This window comes from Cypionkella psychrotolerans (assembly GCF_001294535.1).
GTDB lineage: Bacteria > Pseudomonadota > Alphaproteobacteria > Rhodobacterales > Rhodobacteraceae > Cypionkella > Cypionkella psychrotolerans.
In genome coordinates this window covers 1-16,443 of sequence record NZ_LGIC01000006.1, presented here as the reverse complement: position 1 = coordinate 16,443, position 16,443 = coordinate 1, and the positions used below count along the sequence as shown (strand labels likewise).

Genomic DNA, 16,443 nt, shown 5'->3' with positions numbered 1-16,443 from the left:
GTAGGTTGAAACCCACCCTACGCCTCCCGCCAACGTGCGTCCAAAACCTCAATCGCGGCGATCCGGTCATCGGTTTTCGGATGGCTCATAAGCCAAGCCGGGGTGCCCGCCCCCGCAGCGCCAGTCAGCGCCGAAAGCTTGCGAAACAGCGACACTTGCGGCCCCACACCAATCCCCGCCTTAACCAGCAAAGCCGCCGCATAGGCATCGGCCTCAAACTCATCGCGCCGCGACATATGCGCCATCAACGCGCCCGAAATCATATTAGCGATCCACACCCCAATCCCCGGCAGGAACCTATTCAACAGCGCCGACAGCATCACGAACACCGCATTTTGTCCGGTGAAATCAATCATCCGCCGCCGTGTGTGACCCAACGCCACATGCCCCAACTCGTGTGCGATCACCGAGGCAAGCTCGGCATCCGAAACCTCACCCTTCGCCTTACGGTCCAAAAACCCCTGCGTCAGATAAATCTGCCCATCCGGGGCGGCGAGGCCATTCACCGCTTCAATCTGATAGACATTGACCTTGATCTGCGGCAATTCCAACGCCACCGCCATCTTTTGCGCCAAAGCCAACAGCCCTGGATCGCGCAAAGGCTGGCTTTGCTCGGCCAGCATCTTTTTGGTGCGCCAAACCGAAAAGCGCATCATCAGCAGGCCATAGCCAATCGCCAGCAGAAAGGGGAGAAACTTCAACATGTCCCCAATATGGGGCAGGGGCGCAGTGCTGCAAGCCGCGCTTGATTGATTTCATGTGAAGGGCGGCGGCAGCGAGTTGACATCAGCGTAACTCCTTGATCCCGCGCGCAATCCCGTCCAGCGTCATCGGCACCATCTTTCCCGCAAAAATCTGCCCGATCAGCCGGATCGACTGGGTATAGCCCCAATGCACCTCGGGCACCGGGTTGATCCACAAATGGTTCGGCCAGCGATCACAGGCGCGTTGCAGCCATGTTTGGCCGGGTTCGGCGTTCCAATGCTCATTCGCCCCGCCGGGATGCAGAATCTCATAGGGGCTCATCGAGGCATCGCCGACGAAAATGCATTTGTAATCCGCGCCATAGGTCCGCAATACCTCGGCGGTAGAGGTCTGCGCATCCCAGCGCCGCGCGTTGTCGCGCCACACGCCTTCATACAGGCAGTTGTGAAAGTAGAACGGCACCAGATGCTTGAACTCGGCGCGTGCGGCCGAAAACAACTCTTCCATCACCTTGATATAAGGGTCCATAGAGCCGCCAATATCGAAGAAGATCAACACCTTGACGGCGTTTCTTCGCTCGGGCCGCACCTGCACATCCAGCCAGCCATGTTCCGCCGTAGCGCGAATGGTGCCGTCGAGATCCAACTCCTCCGCCGCCCCCGTCCGCGCCCATTTCCGCAACCGGCGCAGTGCCACCTTGATATTGCGGGTGCCGAGTTCAACTTGATCGTCCAGATTGCGAAATTCGCGCTTGTCCCAGACCTTCACCGCGCGCTGGTGACGGCTTTCCGCTTGGCCAATCCGCACGCCTTCCGGATTATAGCCATAAGCGCCAAAGGGCGAAGTCCCCGCCGTGCCGATCCATTTATTGCCGCCCTGATGTCGGCCCTTTTGCTCGGCCAGGCGTTGCTTCAGCGTCTCCATCAGCTTGTCAAAGCCGCCCAAAGCCTCAATGCCAGCGCGTTCTTCGGGCGTTAGGTGCTTTTCCGCCAGCTTTTCCAGCCAAGCCGCTGGCAGATCCAAAGCCTGCAAAACCTCCGCTTCAGAAACAGCATCCAAGCCACTGAAACTATTCGCGAAAGCCCGATCATAGCGATCTATGTGCCGCTCATCTTTCACCATGGTCAGACGGCCCAGATGATAGAATCCGTCCGCATCATAAGTCACCAGACCCGCCGCAAGCCCTTCGAGAAACGCCAGATATTCGCGCAAACTGACGGGCACGCCTTCTTTCCGCAACGCCTGAAAGAAGGGCAGGAACATCGCTTACCCCGCCAAGGTCCGGTGCAGATAGATCGTCAGGAACAGCCCGATCAGCGCCAGCATGATCGCATAGGCCGCGCCATATTGCAGCATATCCAAACCACGGCCGCCGCGCCGTTTGGCACTGAAAGCGCCATAGATCGCACCGATCAGTAACCCAGCCAAAACGATCACGGCCTGCCCCTTTGCTGGGACAGGCCGCAACAGACCAATGCCCCGAAATTATCCCCGATGCCCGCGCGCGCCCAGATTGGCAATTTCAGCCATCCGCCCGCGCACCTGACGTTCCGAGCCGAAGCCATAACGCGCCCAGCCCAGACTGTCGAGACGCAAGCCCCGCGCTTCCGCGACACGCCCCTCGTTCTCCAACGCCTCAGCCTTGATCAGCATCAGGGTCGCCAGCAAGGACGCATTCTCGGCCCGCTTCACCACCGGCATGGCGCGGTCGGCAAAGGCAATCGCCTGATCCGACTGTCCTGCCGCCAGCGCAATCGCCGCCAGTTGCATATCGACATGCGCCACATGCACCTGCGCGCCCGGAATACCGCGGTAAATCCGCCCGGCTTCCGACAACGCCACCACCGCCTGCGCCGGATCGGTGCTGGCCAGCGAGCGGCCCACCGCATAATTGCTGAACGCCAGACGGCCATCATGCCAGCCCTGCGCCATCGCAATCGACCGCATCATCTCTGCCGCGCGCAGCCGCGACACATTGCCGCCCCGTGGGCCAAACGCGCCTTCGACCGCCGCCACCCACGACCGCGGTGCGATGGATTTGATGTCAGCCACACCGCCTGCACCACGCGGATTCATCTGCGCCAGCAGGGCAGGCACATGTTTGGCGGCCTCGGCCTCGTTCATGCCGTTGCGCAGGGCGGGGGCGTAATGCATCCGCAGCATCAGCATATCAAACCCGGTCAGCACCGAATTGAAATTGTCGTCGTTGAACACCGAGTCGGGCAAATGATAGAGGTCGTTCAACGGCCCCATCGCTTGGGCGGTTTCCTCGTTCAGACAGTCGCGGATCTCTTGCGGCGCGGCATCCGAGGGCACGAAAATAGCCACATGCTCGCGCGAGGTCATCGTGGTCCAATCCACCTTCGGACCATTGCGCTCGGCCTTGTATTCCGCCCAGGATTGCACCCGCGGCACCACGAAACAGGCGGCCATCGGCACGACCCGTGCCATTTGGGCGCGCGGCTGGAATTCCACGGTGATCGAGGCGCTTTCACCCGGCTTGGCATAGCTGATCGGCAGTCCAGCTTCGGCGCGGAAACGGTTGATCAGACGTGACATTTCGGTATTGGCGGTGGCGGGCACATCGCCCATCAGCCGCACCGTGATCGGGCCTTCAAAGCGCGAAAAGCTGGGAATCGCCCGCCCGCTTTCCATGCGAAACTCTAGATCAAGGAAATCGCGCGCGATCTCGGCATTGGGGCGGGAGGTCGCCGTTGTGGCTACCGCGCCAAAGCTTTGCAAAGCGGGCAGGCCGAGGCCATTGCCCCCGGCTTCAGTGTAATTTTTCGACACCTGCGCTTGTTGGGAAGGCATACAAGCGGAGAGGCCGATAACGGCGATCAAGGGTAACAGGCGCATGGGCTGGCAGACCATTCATACAAGGTTTCAAGGGCCGCAGCGGCCCCATCTCAGTTGGCGAAGCGTGGCGGGACGCGCGCAAAACGCTGATCAGACCTTTGACGACAAATGCCCCCGCATCCGCCGCCAAAGCCTTGCCTGACCGGCTCAAAGCTCGCGTATCCCCCGCGCCGTCACTCCTCATCCCAAGCCACGCGCGCCGGAGCAGACCGACGTTTGTGGAGGGAAGAAAAGCCCGGTTTGGCAAGCAAAACGCGCGTCCCGTAGCGCCTCCGCCTTCCGTCATGGGCCTCCTGCCTGCAATGATCGCCAATCCACCGAGCAGCGGCAGATTGGCCTGACCTTTGCTCTGCGCCGCGCGCATCCGGTGGCAGATCACCGAAGCCACAGCCGCTTTGCCCAACGCCCGCTGCCCATTCAGGACAGCTTGGCAAGGGAACAAAGGCAGGGCGTAAGTCATTGGAACTCATTGCAGTTAGGAAGCTCACTCTAAAGGCGAGACAACAGGCTTGCAGTGTCGGTTTTCGGGCATGATCATGTCAATCTTTAGGATTCCGCACAAAATCATCGAAACTACCTATGGATGGTTGCCGAAGCGGAAACGCCATATTATCCACAAATCACTCGCAATATATTTCAATATATTTCAAAAATATCAGTTTCCGTTACTTAATTGCGGCAAGACTATGGCTAAAGCACGGCAGAATCGCCAGATTCTCGATTCTTGCTACACAATCTGACACGCCATCCGGGATTGTCCCTGTACGTGCAGAGTGCGCGCCACACCTCCCCCGCCGCCCCGAACTTGATCCGGGGCGGCGGGGGAGGTGCGGCGCGCGGCGCTCTAACGTTGACCGCGCGCCATAAACGCCAGTCGTTCAAACAGATGCACGTCCTGTTCATTCTTCAGCAAAGCGCCGTGCAGTTTCGGCAGAGAATGCTTGCCATCCCGTTTCAGATCCTCGGGCGCAAGATCTTCCGCCAGTAGAAGCTTCAGCCAATCCAGCACTTCTGAAGTCGAGGGCTTCTTCTTCAACCCCGGCGTCTCCCTGATCTCAAAGAACTGCGTCAGCGCGGTGGTCAGCAGCGCAGGCTTAATGTCGGGGAAATGCACCTTCACAATCGCCGCCAGCACATCGGCATCGGGAAAGCGGATGTAGTGAAAGAAGCAGCGGCGCAAAAACGCATCCGGCAGTTCTTTCTCATTGTTTGAGGTGATGATCACCACCGGGCGATGCAGCGCCTGCACCGTCTCGCCGGTCTCGTAGACGTGAAACTCCATCCGGTCGAGTTCCTGCAACAGATCATTGGGAAATTCGATATCGGCCTTGTCGATCTCATCAATGAGCAAAACCACGCGGGCAGGGGCGGTGAACGCTTGCCACAGCTTGCCGCGCCGGATGTAGTTGGCCACGTCATGCACCCGCGCTTCGCCCAACTGGCTGTCACGCAAACGGCTGACCGCATCGTATTCATAGAGGCCCTGCTGCGCCTTAGTTGTGGATTTTACATGCCACTCAATCAGCGGCATCTCCAATGCACGCGCCACCTGCCGCGCGAGTTCGGTCTTGCCCGTCCCAGGCTCACCCTTCACCAACAAAGGCCGCTGCAAGGTCACCGCCGCATTGACCGCAATCGCCAGATCGTCGGCAACAATATAGCGGTCGGTTGAGTCAAATTTCATAAGATTTCCAAGCCACTGCATAAAGGTCGGACAAACCTTAAAGCCCACGCGAATTTGTCGCAACCGCTAGTGACAATCCTTTCCGATTCCTTTAGATGCACGCCCATGCAGGAGCGCGTCATGACCACAGCCCACCTGGCAGCGCATCCTGAGAAATGGGAGAGTGCCGCAATGAAAGCCGAAACCTTCTTGCCAGACGATTATCGTCCTGCCGAGGATGAGCCTTTCATGAACGACCGGCAGCTGGAATATTTCCGCCGCAAGCTGCTGACTTGGAAGCAAGAGCTGCAGGGCCAATCCGCCGAGACCATCGACAATCTGCAAGACTCTGGCCGCAACGTGCCCGACATTGCCGACCGGGCTTCGGAGGAAACCGACCGCGCGCTGGAGTTGCGCACCCGTGACCGTCAGCGCAAGCTGGTGTCCAAGATCGACGCCGCTTTGCGCCGGATTGACGCCAACGAGTTCGGCTATTGCGAAATGACCGGCGAGCCGATCAGCTTGAAACGCCTCGACGCCCGCCCGATCGCCACGATGACGCTGGAAGCGCAAGAAAAGCACGAGCGCCGCGAGAAGGTCCACCGCGACGATTGAGCCGCTTGCGGCCCGCCCGGCAATACGAAACAGATAGCGCCAGACCGCAGGGTCTGGCGTTTTCGTTTGGGGGATAGCATGGCAATCGCAGGGCAACCGATCACGATATTGGGGGCAGGGGTTGGCGGTCTGGCCACAGCCCTCGCCTTGGCGCAAAAAGGCGCGCAGGTCACCGTGCTAGAACAAGCCGACGCCATCCGCGAAATCGGTGCGGGCCTGCAAATCTCGCCCAATGGGGCTGCGGTGCTGCGCGCATTGGGTCTCAGCACGGTCCTTGATGCCGCTTCCATGCGTGCGCAAGCGGTGGAATTACGCGATGGTCGCGACGGCGATCTGGTTTTGCGCCTCGACCTCGCCCGCCTGCGCCCGCAACAGGGGTACCATTTCCTGCACCGCGCCGATCTGATTGACCTGCTCGCCAAAGCCGCCCGCGCCGCTGGTGTGCAAATCCATCTGCTGCAAAAGATTAAAACCGTCGATCTGTCTGGCCCCCGCCCCCGCCTCACGACCACCCTCGGGACTGAATCCCAGCCAAGCCTGCTGATCGGTGCCGATGGCCTGCATTCGAAAACCCGCGCCGCGCTGAACGGCAAAGTAGCCCCCTTCTTCACCCGCCATGTCGCTTGGCGCTGCATCATCGCCGCCGAGCCCGACGCCGCCCCGGTGGCCGAGATCCATATGGGCGCAGGCCGCCATCTGGTCAGTTACCCTTTGCGAGGCGGCACCCTGCGCAACATCGTCGCGGTCGAAGAACGCAACGCTTGGGTCGAAGAAAGCTGGTCGCTGCGTGACGATTCCCTAGAGATGAAACTGGCGTTCGAGGACTTCAGCCCCCGCGCGCAAAGCTGGCTCGACCGCGCAGAAGATGTCTATGTCTGGGGCCTGTTCCGCCACCCTGTCGCGCAAGTCTGGAGCAAAACCCTGCCCGAAGGTGCCGCCGTGATCCTCGGCGACGCCGCCCATCCAACGCTGCCCTTCCTCGCGCAAGGAGCCTCGATGGCGCTGGAGGATGCATGGCTGCTGGCGGATCGGCTCGCAAAGCTGCCCCTCGCCGAGGCTCTCACCGCCTACCAAATCGCCCGCAAACTCCGCTGCACCCGCATCGTTGCCGCCGCAAATGGCAACGCCAAAGCCTATCACCTGTCCGGCCTGCAGCGCAGCATCACCCATACCGCCCTCCGTCTGGGAGGCCTGATCGCCCCCAACCTCGCCCTCAAACGCTTCGACTGGCTTTACGACTACGACGTGACGCAAAGCTGACTCTTAAGTCATCCTCTGTGCTCAAATATCCCCGCCGGAGGCTTCCTCTCCCAACCTAAGGAGCGCGCCGCGCGGGAGTATTTTTGCCAAGATGAAAGCCGCTTAGCGCTCCCGCCACCAATCTTGCACCTGCAATTTCCAATAGGTCGCCTGCGCCACAGCCAAGCCCAAAGGCCCGCCCGCCCAGTCCAAACCGAAGCCCGCGAACATCGCCAAGCGGTCGCTTTCGCCCAAGATGGACTCGGCCAGCACCTTGCCAGCCACCGCCGTGGTGTTCAGCCCATGCCCGCCAAACGCCGTAATATGCCACGTGTCCGGCTCCATCAGGCCCACCTGCGGCATCAGATGCCGGGCGTAACCCATCTGCCCCGACCAACTGAGCTCGGTTTTCAACCCCGCAAGTTGCGGAAACGCCCCGATCATTTCACGCCGCAACTCCTGCGCCACACCTGCGGCCGAGGCCGCCCGTGTGGTGATCCGCCCGCCCCAGAGCAGCCGATTGCCGCCTTCGATCACCCGGTAGTAATCCGACGCGCGGCGATCATCCAGCACGGCCTCGCGGGTCCGAATGGCGCTGGCGATCAGATCGGGGGCGACTTCCGACACCATCATATACGTGGCAATCGGCAGTACCGCGCGCTTCAGCCGTGGCACCAGCCCGTCGGTATAGCCCCCGGTCGCAAACACCACGCGCGGCGCGCGGGCCTCGCCTTGCGCGGTCGTAACCACCTTCGTCGCGGCCTTGAATTGCGCCTGCGTGGCGGGGGAGCCTTCATAAATCCGCCCACCCAGCCGCTCCAACTCCGCAGCCAGCCCGCGCAGATAGTTCAGCGGATGGATGTGAAACGCCTGAGCATCCGCCAACCCATGAAAATAGCGATCACTCACCAACCGCTCGCGGATCGCGGCGCGGTCGAGATAGGTCAGCTCATAGCCAAAATCCTGCGCAAATTCCGCCGCGTAAGCGTGCAGATCATCGGCACGGTCAAAGCGGCGCAGGTTCAACAGGCCCGAGATCGGATCGGCCCCCGTGATACCCAGATCGCGGATATAGCCCCGCACCCGATCCACGCCCTCAATCGTCAAACGATGCAGCGCGCGGGCGGCCTCTACGCCCACCCGCGCCGTAATATCTTCCGATCCGCAGGCAAACGCGGGCGAGACGATACCGCCATTGCGCCCCGACGCGCCCCAGCCCACCGCCTGAGCCTCCAACACCAGCGGCTTCAACCCGCCCCGCGCCAGTTCCAGCGCCGTTACCAACCCCGCCAGCCCACCGCCGACCACGATCACATCGGCCTCCTCAACCCCGCGCAGCATAGGGCGGGCGCGGCTCTCGGACAGGCTTTGCGCGTAATAGGTCGTAGGGTAGGGCAGGGTCATGGCATGTTCCTTCAAGTTGCACAGGTTGTTGCCCTCTGGCCTGTGCGTGTCAATCGGCCCTGATGCTGCAACAATGCCAATGCCTTGGGCAAAATGGCAGGCGTGATGGCCCGCGTTGCACGGCACGGCAGTGATCTGTTTCCAGTTGCTTTCAGGCAAGCTTGCGCTAGCGTTTTGCCCAACGCTCCGCTTTGAACCCCAATTCCCTTTGATCCCCTAGCGCAGAGGTGACGCGATGCTGCGGTTTCTGGCTTTCCTCGCTTTGGCGGCCTGCGGCACCGTGGATTACGACCACGCCCCGGTCGGCAAGCTGAGCGGCACCGTATTGGTGATGTGGGTGGGCGAAACCCAAGCGGGTGAAGGCGACGGCCGTTTCGTCTATGTCCCCTCCGCCACGCCTTTGCGGTTTGAGCGTGCTAACCCCTCGGCCACGCTGAAAACCATTCAACCCGAGATGATGTATACCGACGGCGGCTCGATCCCGGCTTTGGCGCAGGTGTTCAAGGGGTTTTCGCCTTGGGGCTATGCGCCCGCCTATATCCTGCATGACTGGCTGTTCGAGGCGCGCAAATGCGTCAACGACAACAGCGCCAATCCCGATCAGACAGCCCTGGCGCAGATGCCCTTCGCGGAATCGGCGACCGTCGCGGCAGAGGTGATCCAGACCCTGATCGCCACCAACACCGTGGCACCAAACGACGTCGCCCCACAGTTGATTGCCTCGGCAGTCGCCGGTCCCATCGCCAAATCCCGCTGGAAAGAGGTTGGAGCCTGTGCCCGAAACAAGGTCAAGCCCGCGCATATCGACATGATCCGCCGCGCGCTGCCCGCACTTTCGACCGCGCGGAGCGCTCAGCGGCTGGCGAAAGGCCCGGTGGCGCAAATCGTGCAGGTGATCGACTTTGGCCCACCCTAAAGTCGCTCAGGCGTCAAGTTCAATCCAGACCGGCACATGATCCGACGGCTTGTCGCCCGCGCGCACCTGTTTGTCGATCTGGCAGTCTTGCAGCAGATCCGCCGCTTGCGGTGACAGCAGCAGATGGTCAATGCGGATGCCGTTATTCCGCTCCCACGCCCCCGCCTGATAATCCCAGAACGAATACTGCCCCGGCGATTGGTTGCGCGCCCGAAACGCCTCAGTCAGCCCAAGGTTCAGCAGCCGCCGCAGCGCCGCACGGCTTTGCGGCAAATAAAGCGCGTCCTCTAGCCACAGTTCGGGTTTGGCGGCATCCTCGGCCTGCGGGATCACGTTATAGTCGCCACAGAACACCAAAGGCTCCTCCAGCGGCAACAGGCTTTCCACCCGCGCGTGCATCCGCGCCATCCATGCCAGCTTGTAGTCATATTTCGGCCCCGGCGCTGGGTTCCCATTCGGCAGATACAGCCCACACACGCGCACGGCCCTTGCCCCGATCACCGTCGCCTCAATCCAGCGCGCCTGCGCGTCGTCCGCATCCCCCGGCAAGCCCCGCGTCACATCCTCCAGCGGCAGTTTCGACAGAATCGCCACCCCGTTGAACGATTTCTGCCCGTGGGTTTCCACCCGGTAGCCCATCGCCTCAAACATCTCGCGCGGAAACCCCTCATCCACCGATTTGATTTCCTGCAAACACACCACGTCGGGGGTTGCCGACGAAAGCCAAGCGGGCAAAGCCTCGATCCGCGCCTTGATGCCATTGATGTTGAAGGTGGCGATTTTCATGGGAAGCCTCCGGGTTACCCCGCAGTCTTAAGCCGCCACCTTACGGCAAACAAGCCAGCCAAAGCGCATCAAGGCGGTCAATTTCAGCCACATCATAGGCCGAAAGATCCTCCCAATACCGCCCCGAGGGCGCAAAATACCCCAACTCCGCCTCGCGCGCCTGCGCCGCAGCCACCCGTCCTGCATCAAACGCCAACGGGCGAACCACAGCCAGATCCGACAAAGCCGCCCGCGGGCACAACAACCGAGACGGCCCCACTGACAGATTCACCACCGCACATCCCTGAAGCGCTGCCAGCACGATCAACCGCACTGACTTCGCTTCCAGACTGCGCAGCGTGATGTCGCGACGCAAAGGATCTGGCGTCCCAACCCCGTAGAAATGCGTCTGACCTGCCGGATAATGCATATCACAGCCAAACACCGCCAACACTCGAGGCTTCAGCGCATCCAGTGCCCAATACGCCGCCGTGTAAGCCATCGTTGCGCCCGCATAAACGAAGCCGCCGTACCGGTTTTGCGCGGGCACGAAGTCCGCTTCGGTCACAAGAGCCTGATGCTGACCCGGCACCGCGACCCGGTCTGGCGGAAAATCCCACGGGTAGATCGAAAAGTCCCAATCAGCGCGCACGCGCCACGCATTGTTGATCGCCACAAGGGCATCAAAGGCGCGCGGCCAATGTGCGGTCTCGGTAGCCATCGGGGCGGAGCCCAGCATCAGCACAAATGTCATTTTTGCTCCCAGATCAGGAGCGTGAACTAGATTGTCACAGAATGAAATCCAGCCCTAAACGGAAAACGATGTACCGCATCCGCAAGCACTTGCCACATTCGGGTTTTCAATCACAAACCGCGCGCCGATGATCTCATCGCTGAAATCAATCACCGCATTGGCCAGAAACGGCAACGAGACCTGATCGACCAGCACGACCTGCCCATCGCCTTCAATCACCAGATCATCGGCCGCCTTCTCGTCCAGTTTGATATCATACTGAAAGCCCGAGCAGCCGCCGCCCTCAACCGCGACCCGCAACGCCTTCTTTTCGCCAGTCATTTCGGCAATCTCGGCAAGTCGCGCAAAGGCGCGGGGCGTGACACGAGGGGGCAAGTTCAATTCCATGGCATTTCTCTATCCATTGGCGGTTGAATCCGAATATAGGGGAACCCAACGCATACAACAAGAACGGCCCCGCATATGCTTGCCCCTTTCGCCTGCCAACCTGACCAGTCCCGAGGCCGCCTGCACCAAGAGCGGATGTCGAGCTTCCGCTCGCCGTTCCAACGCGACCGCGATCGCATCATTCATTCATCGGCCTTCCGCCGTCTGAAACACAAAACCCAAGTCTTTGTCGAACATGAAGGCGATTATTACCGCACCCGGCTGACCCATTCGATCGAGGTCGCACAAGTTGCCCGCACCATCTCTGGTGTGTTGGGCTTGAACACCGATCTCGCCGAAGCCATCGCTTTGGCGCATGACCTCGGCCACACCCCGTTCGGCCATACCGGCGAAGACGCTCTCGCCCTGCTGATGGCCCCCTATGGCGGCTTTGATCACAACGCCCAAGCCCTGCGCATCGTCACCCGGCTGGAGCGCCACTACGCCGATTTCGATGGGTTAAATCTGACGTGGGAGAGCCTCGAAGGCATCGCCAAGCACAACGGCCCGGTGACTGGCCCCAATGCCGATGAGAAACACAGCGGCCCCTTGCCCTATGCCTTGGCCGAAGTGAACGCCCAGTGGGATCTGGAGTTGCACACCCATGCCTCAGCCGAGGCGCAAGTCGCCGCCATCGCCGATGACGTCGCCTATTCGCATCACGATCTGCACGACGGGTTGCGCTCGGGTCTGTTCGATGAAAACGACCTGATGCAACTCCCCGTCACCGGCCCGGCTTTCGCCGAAGTTGATGCGCTTTACCCCGGACTTGATAAAATGCGTCGCCGCCACGAAGCCCTGCGCCGGGTGTTTGGCCGCATGGTCGAAGACGTGATCGCCGTCGCCAAAAACCGCCTCGATGCTGCCCAACCGAAGTCGGTCGAAGACATCCGAGGCCTTGGAATGACGGTGATCCGGTTCTCCAAGCCGCTCTACCAAGAACTCAAAGCCATCCGCAGCTTCCTGTTCCACCGGATGTATCGTGCGCCCTCGGTGATCGTGATGCGCAAACAAGTCACCGAAGTCGTCAACGGCTTGTTCCCGCTGTACCTCGCCCAGCCCGAAATGCTGCCCGAGGAATGGCGCACCGACATCACTGCCGCCCAAACAGAGACCGAACTCGCCCGCCTTGTGGCCGATTACGTCGCAGGCATGACTGACCGGTTCGCCCTACAAGAGGGGCAACGACTGCTGGGCTAAGCCTACACTTAGGTCATCCTCTGTGCTCAAATATCCCCGCCGGAGGCATCTCAGGCCAGCCTCGAATGCCTCCGGCGGGGATATTTAAGCCAATGTGAAAGCTAAAGCTCCAATCCTACCGCAGCAGGTCTGCAACCGCCTGATGTCCCGCCTGCACCGCGTAATTAAGCGGCGTGGCATGGGCAAAACCTTCATCGCGCAAAGTCGCATCTGCCCCACGCGACAGCAGCACCTCTACGACCTCGCCCAACCCCAAAGCCGCCGCCACATGCAGCGGCGTCAGTCCTTGGGCCGATGGCGCGTTGATTGCAGCCCCAGCATCAAGCAAAGCCACAATCAGCGGCAGCGGGTCTTCGGGCGTATCGTCATATTCATCCAGTACAGCGGCACGCTCGACCGCCGCCTGCAACACGGATCGTCCGTCCTTGTCGGTGCCGTCCAGCGCCACGCCCTGCACCAGAAACCAGCGCAGGCTAGCGAGATTGCCCAGATCAACCGCATTGAACAACCAAGACTGGCCGACAAATCTGTCTGAACTCGCGGCAAATCCCGGCCCCAACCGCGCCAAAAATCCGGTATTCCCGGTTTGCAGCGCCTCAATAATCTGATCGTAGTCCGCGACCACCGCCGCATCAGCCGTCACAGGGGCAGGGGCTTTCCGCCGTGATAGCAGGGCCAAAGCCCGCCCAGCAATCCGCCAAGCCAGCCGCGCGAAAAAGCCCAAACGGGCCCGCCAAGCGCGGAATCGGGCAGAAAATGAGGGCGGATGTTCAGGCATGATCACACCTTGCCACGCGTATCAAAACTTAACAAATCCTGAATAGGCATCTGTAAGTCATTGATTTCACGTCACGCAAACCCTGTCCGCGCGTGGACACTCAGCTTTTCCGCGCAGCCAGGCCCCAGACCCCCGCCAGTCCAGCGGAAATAATCGCGTTCCACCCTGCCATCGAGATCCCCAGCATCGCCCACGGCACCGCATCGCAACGCACCGGTTTTCCGACCGAAATATCCATGTTCAAAAGATCGCCGCCGCCGATCCCCTGCAAAGTATCGACCGTGCAGGTCGCCAGCCCCGCGAACCAGCCCAGCTCGACCCCGGCATGATAAAACCCGATCCCTGCCGTGACCAGCAGGGCAACCATCCCGAGCAGTGGCAGCGCCCCCCCTCGACCCCGCAGCGCCAGCAGCCCGATCAAGATCGCCACCCCATGCGGCCAACGCTGATAGATACACAGCACGCAGGGGATCAACCCGCCGAAATACTGGAACGCAAACGCCCCGCCCAGCAAACCCACCGAGCCCAGCGTGGCAATCCAGATCAAAGAAGTCCGCGTCATCAAAGCCTCACATCATCCGGGTCGCAAGCCAGATCAGCCCGCCAACCACCACCAAGCCGCCCACAATCAGCGCCAACCGCCGCTCAATAAAGCCCGCCATTGCCGCCCCGTAGCGCTGCAACAGATAGGCCAGCAGATAAAACCGCCCCCCCCGCGCCACAATCGCCGACAAGATGAACCATTTCAGATCGAATGACACCACACCTGACAGAATCGTGACCACCTTCATCGGCGGCAAATGCGACAGCCCGGAGGTGACCAGCATCACCAAAATGGCGGTATCCCCGGTCTGCGCCTTCAACGCCTCAAACGCGCCAAGTTTGCCGTAGAATTCCAGCGCCGGGCGGGCGAGAAGATCGAAGGCATAATGCCCAATCATCCAGCCAAAGATGCCGCCCAGAACCGAGGTGATCGTGGCGATCAACGCGTAACGCCACACTCGATCCGGCCGCGCCAGGCACATCGGAATGAACAGCACATCCGCCGGGATCGGAAACACCGAGCTTTCCACAAAGGACACCGCCCCCATCGCAGGTTCGGCATAGCGCGAGCCTGCCCAGTGCAGCGTCCAATTATACAGCTTGCGAAACATCAAGGCTCTCCGCGCTTTTGCGCCCAATGGCCACGCGCGGGGCTCGGGGTCAAGAGGGCGGATCGGCGCAACCCGATTGCACTTCACGCGTTGAGAGTTAGATTGACCAAAACAGGGTGGAGTGAAGTCATGGAATGGCGTGGACGCAGAGGCAGCGGCAATATCGAAGACCGGCGCGGCGTCCGGGGCACGCGTGGGGCCAGCATCGGTGGTGCGGGCGGGATCGGTGTGATCGCGGTGGTGGTGATCGGCTATTTTCTGGGCTTCGATCTGACCCCGCTGCTCAACGACAACCAGACGCAAACGCAGCAGACGGGCGCTCCGGCTGAGATGAGCGATGCCGACAAGCAGGCCGGACAATTCGTCTCGGTGGTGCTGGCAGATACGGAAGATATTTGGGCGACGGTGTTCAAGCAGCAGTTGGGAGAGACTTATGTGCCTGCCAAGCTGGTGCTTTTTAAGGGTGTGACAAACTCGCCCTGCGGTGATGCTTCGGGGGCGACGGGGCCGTTTTATTGCCCCGGTGACAAGAAGGTCTACCTAGACACAGATTTTTTCACCACGATGTCGCGCCAGTTGGGCGCGGGCGGCGATTTTGCGATGGCCTATGTGGTGGCGCATGAAATCGGCCATCATGTGCAAGACGAGTTGGGGATTCTTAGCAAAGCCAATGAAGTTCGTGCGCAATCTTCCGAGGCTGACAGCAATGAGATTTCGGTGCGGATCGAATTGCAGGCGGATTGTCTGGCCGGGATTTGGGCGCGTGAAGTGCAGCAGACTTATGGCACCATCGAGAAGGGCGATTTTGAAGAAGCCGTCAACGCTGCCAAGCAGATTGGCGACGACACCCTGCAGCGCAACGCGGGACAGGTGCCGATGCCGGAAAGCTTCACGCACGGCACCTCAGCGCAACGCTCGAAATGGTTTATCACCGGGCTGAACTCTGGCCAGCTGAGCGCGTGTGACACGTTCAGAACGAATAACCTTTAGCGATGATTTGCTTGCGCAAATCCTGTTGACGCGGACAAGAGGCGCGGCTAAACCGCGCCTCGGATCAGTGAAGCACTGGTCCTGACACTTCGGATCGCTCTGCGGCCCCTACCAAGAAGTGTGAACTGTGCGGGCGTGGCGGAATGGTAGACGCGACAGACTCAAAATCTGTTTTCGCAAGGAGTGCCGGTTCGAGTCCGGCCGCCCGTACCATCAAACTTCCCTTTATAAATAGCCATCGCCACCCTGCGCACGCTCAGATTGTGGCAAAGCTAGGGCGATTCATCGTTAACATCAAGAATCACCCCGCAGTTCACCCGGTTTTATAGTTAATTTTGAGCATCTTACTGGCGAAAATCAGCAGCCGATTCGCAGGATCGCCCCGGTTGACCTAGCGTCATCCTGAACAGTTCCCGCCAAACCGCAGAATTGACGCCGTCTCGGCAACAGCGTTTGGAGATTGTGGTGAAAGAATGGCAAATAATCTCTCTGATGGTTAAGGTAGTATAGGAGTTTTGGCTGGTTTCCGTTCTGGAAACAGCGGAGCGGCTTGCGGGCGACGAAGCGTCGCAACTTTCGGATCCTAACGCCTGATAAGCCTGCGTTTTTCAAGATGCCCACTGTTTTCAATCTCGAAACCCCGCGTCTGATGATACAATCAGGGCTTTACTGGTACAAAGTGAAGCAACTTCCGACGCCGCCCTGACGCCAGAAAGCAACAAGATCAGCGCCTGATCTGCACGGAAGACTGAGCGGGCTGACCCAAGAACAGACAAGACTCGACAAATGAAAGCCTCGATCCCAACCCACGAAAGGTTAGAAACCAAGGCTTTCAAGCAGCAGCGCTAGCCCGGCAAAACGGTCAATTTGCAGTAACTGCGGACAGGAACCCGGCGAAATAACGGCATCATTGTGGTGCCTGTCCGCGTTGCAACCGCAGGTAACAGCGGTCAATTTTCTGCTGCAATCCTAGGT

17 protein-coding genes and 1 tRNA gene are annotated in these 16,443 nt (G+C 60.4%); 6 read left to right on the top strand and 12 right to left on the bottom strand.

Annotation, left to right across the window (positions count from 1 at the left end; translation table 11 throughout):
- Positions 1-17: 17 nt before the first annotated feature.
- The 5 genes from AKV04_RS00575 to AKV04_RS00555 all read right to left on the bottom strand — a co-directional run bounded on the left by AKV04_RS00575 (position 18) and on the right by AKV04_RS00555 (position 5,248).
- Positions 18-704 carry a M48 family metallopeptidase gene (locus AKV04_RS00575; protein WP_054004544.1) on the bottom strand — a complete coding sequence of 229 codons (687 nt, stop codon included), beginning with the start codon at positions 702-704 and terminating at the stop codon, positions 18-20.
- Between the two features lie 82 nt (positions 705-786).
- Positions 787-1,968, bottom strand: coding sequence for a vWA domain-containing protein (locus AKV04_RS00570; RefSeq protein WP_054004543.1), 1,182 nt, complete (start codon positions 1,966-1,968; stop codon positions 787-789).
- A 3-nt stretch (positions 1,969-1,971) separates the two neighbouring features.
- Positions 1,972-2,142, bottom strand: a complete 171-nt coding sequence (locus tag AKV04_RS26595) for a hypothetical protein (RefSeq protein ID WP_054004542.1) — start codon at positions 2,140-2,142, stop codon at positions 1,972-1,974.
- A 48-nt stretch (positions 2,143-2,190) separates the two neighbouring features.
- On the bottom strand, positions 2,191-3,564 hold the full coding sequence (locus AKV04_RS00560) for a DUF2927 domain-containing protein (protein WP_054004541.1): 1,374 nt from the start codon (positions 3,562-3,564) through the stop codon (positions 2,191-2,193).
- A gap of 844 nt (positions 3,565-4,408) precedes the next feature.
- Positions 4,409-5,248: an AAA family ATPase gene (locus AKV04_RS00555; RefSeq protein WP_054004540.1), complete on the bottom strand. Its 840-nt coding sequence runs from the start codon at positions 5,246-5,248 to the stop codon at positions 4,409-4,411.
- 171 nt (positions 5,249-5,419) lie between these two features.
- Here AKV04_RS00555 and dksA point away from each other — a divergent pair, with 171 nt between their 5' ends.
- Positions 5,420-5,842 carry an RNA polymerase-binding protein DksA gene (gene dksA, locus AKV04_RS00550; RefSeq protein WP_054004539.1) on the top strand — a complete coding sequence of 141 codons (423 nt, stop codon included), beginning with the start codon at positions 5,420-5,422 and terminating at the stop codon, positions 5,840-5,842.
- A 78-nt stretch (positions 5,843-5,920) separates the two neighbouring features.
- On the top strand, positions 5,921-7,102 hold the full coding sequence (locus AKV04_RS00545; RefSeq protein ID WP_054004538.1) for an FAD-dependent monooxygenase: 1,182 nt from the start codon (positions 5,921-5,923) through the stop codon (positions 7,100-7,102).
- 102 nt (positions 7,103-7,204) lie between these two features.
- On the opposite strand, the gene AKV04_RS00540 is transcribed toward AKV04_RS00545, so the two are convergent.
- Entirely contained in the window at positions 7,205-8,485 is a 1,281-nt protein-coding gene (locus AKV04_RS00540) for an NAD(P)/FAD-dependent oxidoreductase (RefSeq protein WP_235815491.1), read from the bottom strand.
- 235 nt (positions 8,486-8,720) lie between these two features.
- Here AKV04_RS00540 and AKV04_RS00535 point away from each other — a divergent pair, with 235 nt between their 5' ends.
- Positions 8,721-9,401, top strand: coding sequence for a hypothetical protein (locus tag AKV04_RS00535; protein WP_054004537.1), 681 nt, complete (start codon positions 8,721-8,723; stop codon positions 9,399-9,401).
- A gap of 6 nt (positions 9,402-9,407) precedes the next feature.
- Here the strand turns inward: AKV04_RS00535 and xth are convergent, their stop codons facing one another.
- The 3 genes from xth to AKV04_RS00520 are packed head-to-tail and all read right to left on the bottom strand — an operon-like array spanning position 9,408 to position 11,301.
- Complete coding sequence (gene xth / locus AKV04_RS00530) at positions 9,408-10,187, bottom strand: exodeoxyribonuclease III (RefSeq protein ID WP_054004536.1); 780 nt, start codon at positions 10,185-10,187, stop codon at positions 9,408-9,410.
- Positions 10,188-10,227: 40 nt separating this feature from the next.
- Positions 10,228-10,920, bottom strand: coding sequence for a hypothetical protein (locus tag AKV04_RS00525; protein WP_054004535.1), 693 nt, complete (start codon positions 10,918-10,920; stop codon positions 10,228-10,230).
- Between the two features lie 54 nt (positions 10,921-10,974).
- On the bottom strand, positions 10,975-11,301 hold the full coding sequence (locus tag AKV04_RS00520) for a HesB/IscA family protein (protein WP_054004703.1): 327 nt from the start codon (positions 11,299-11,301) through the stop codon (positions 10,975-10,977).
- An 81-nt stretch (positions 11,302-11,382) separates the two neighbouring features.
- Here AKV04_RS00520 and AKV04_RS00515 point away from each other — a divergent pair, with 81 nt between their 5' ends.
- Entirely contained in the window at positions 11,383-12,546 is a 1,164-nt protein-coding gene (locus AKV04_RS00515; RefSeq protein WP_054004534.1) for a deoxyguanosinetriphosphate triphosphohydrolase, read from the top strand.
- Between the two features lie 115 nt (positions 12,547-12,661).
- Here AKV04_RS00515 and AKV04_RS00510 read toward each other — a convergent pair whose 3' ends face one another.
- The 3 genes from AKV04_RS00510 to AKV04_RS00500 all read right to left on the bottom strand — a co-directional run bounded on the left by AKV04_RS00510 (position 12,662) and on the right by AKV04_RS00500 (position 14,478).
- Positions 12,662-13,324, bottom strand: coding sequence for an ankyrin repeat domain-containing protein (locus tag AKV04_RS00510; RefSeq protein ID WP_054004533.1), 663 nt, complete (start codon positions 13,322-13,324; stop codon positions 12,662-12,664).
- Positions 13,325-13,424: 100 nt separating this feature from the next.
- Positions 13,425-13,886, bottom strand: a complete 462-nt coding sequence (locus tag AKV04_RS00505) for a disulfide bond formation protein B (protein ID WP_054004532.1) — start codon at positions 13,884-13,886, stop codon at positions 13,425-13,427.
- 7 nt (positions 13,887-13,893) lie between these two features.
- On the bottom strand, positions 13,894-14,478 hold the full coding sequence (locus tag AKV04_RS00500; protein ID WP_054004531.1) for a YqaA family protein: 585 nt from the start codon (positions 14,476-14,478) through the stop codon (positions 13,894-13,896).
- A 129-nt stretch (positions 14,479-14,607) separates the two neighbouring features.
- Here AKV04_RS00500 and ypfJ point away from each other — a divergent pair, with 129 nt between their 5' ends.
- Together ypfJ and AKV04_RS00490 are read left to right on the top strand one after the other, a co-directional pair.
- Positions 14,608-15,468 carry a KPN_02809 family neutral zinc metallopeptidase gene (gene ypfJ, locus AKV04_RS00495; protein WP_054004530.1) on the top strand — a complete coding sequence of 287 codons (861 nt, stop codon included), beginning with the start codon at positions 14,608-14,610 and terminating at the stop codon, positions 15,466-15,468.
- Positions 15,469-15,597: 129 nt separating this feature from the next.
- Positions 15,598-15,681 (top strand) — tRNA-Leu (locus tag AKV04_RS00490).
- Positions 15,682-16,443 lie beyond the last annotated feature (762 nt).